At 57.1% G+C, this 571-nt stretch carries 1 protein-coding gene; it reads right to left on the bottom strand.

Annotated elements, in window-relative coordinates; translation table 11 throughout:
- On the bottom strand, positions 1–571 hold a 571-nt coding region (locus CJ255_RS22270; protein ID WP_124682066.1), incomplete at both ends, for a DUF4351 domain-containing protein.

The raw sequence follows: 571 nt of genomic DNA, 5'->3' as shown, positions 1-571 counted from the left end.
GCAGCCACACCTCAAGCTCAGTCTCTGTTGTGAAATCCAATAGCGCCTCACTCAACGGTGCCAACAGCGAAGGAGACAAGGCGATAACCTGCGCTGCCAATGCCTCACTGAGTCCGCCAAATCTATGCTTCAACTGACGCAGCACCATGTCGCGCTCAGCCTGGACATAGGCAGACGTCTCAGGAGCAGCCACATCCCACCCCTCGCGCTGCCCTTGCAGCCACGCATCAAGATGCGCTTGGGTTGTGAAGCTGAGTAACGCCTCGCTCAGGGCATCCAACTGGGTGGCGTCGAGTGCCGCAATCTCTGCCTCCAATGCCGCGTTGAGCGAACCCAATTTGCGCTCCAATTGGCGCATCACAACTTTGCGTTCGCCCCTGACCTCACCCTCGGCACCGGCCAGCCGTTCGATACTGGTTACAAAAGTGGTCATACCACGCTCCTCCTGTTCAATTTGACGCATTGTAGCACGTACTGGCTCATCAATGCTAGGCGGCAAACGCATGAGTTGATCCAACAGCCGGTACAGGTGGCGCAAATCTTCAGCAGCATAGCCCTGGCGCAAACATGC

Origin of the sequence: Candidatus Viridilinea mediisalina (assembly GCF_002532535.1) — a bacterium.
Taxonomy (GTDB): Bacteria; Chloroflexota; Chloroflexia; order Chloroflexales; family Chloroflexaceae; genus Viridilinea; species Viridilinea mediisalina.
Note: the sequence above shows the minus strand (reverse complement) of the source record. Positions and strands in the feature narration are given on the sequence as shown.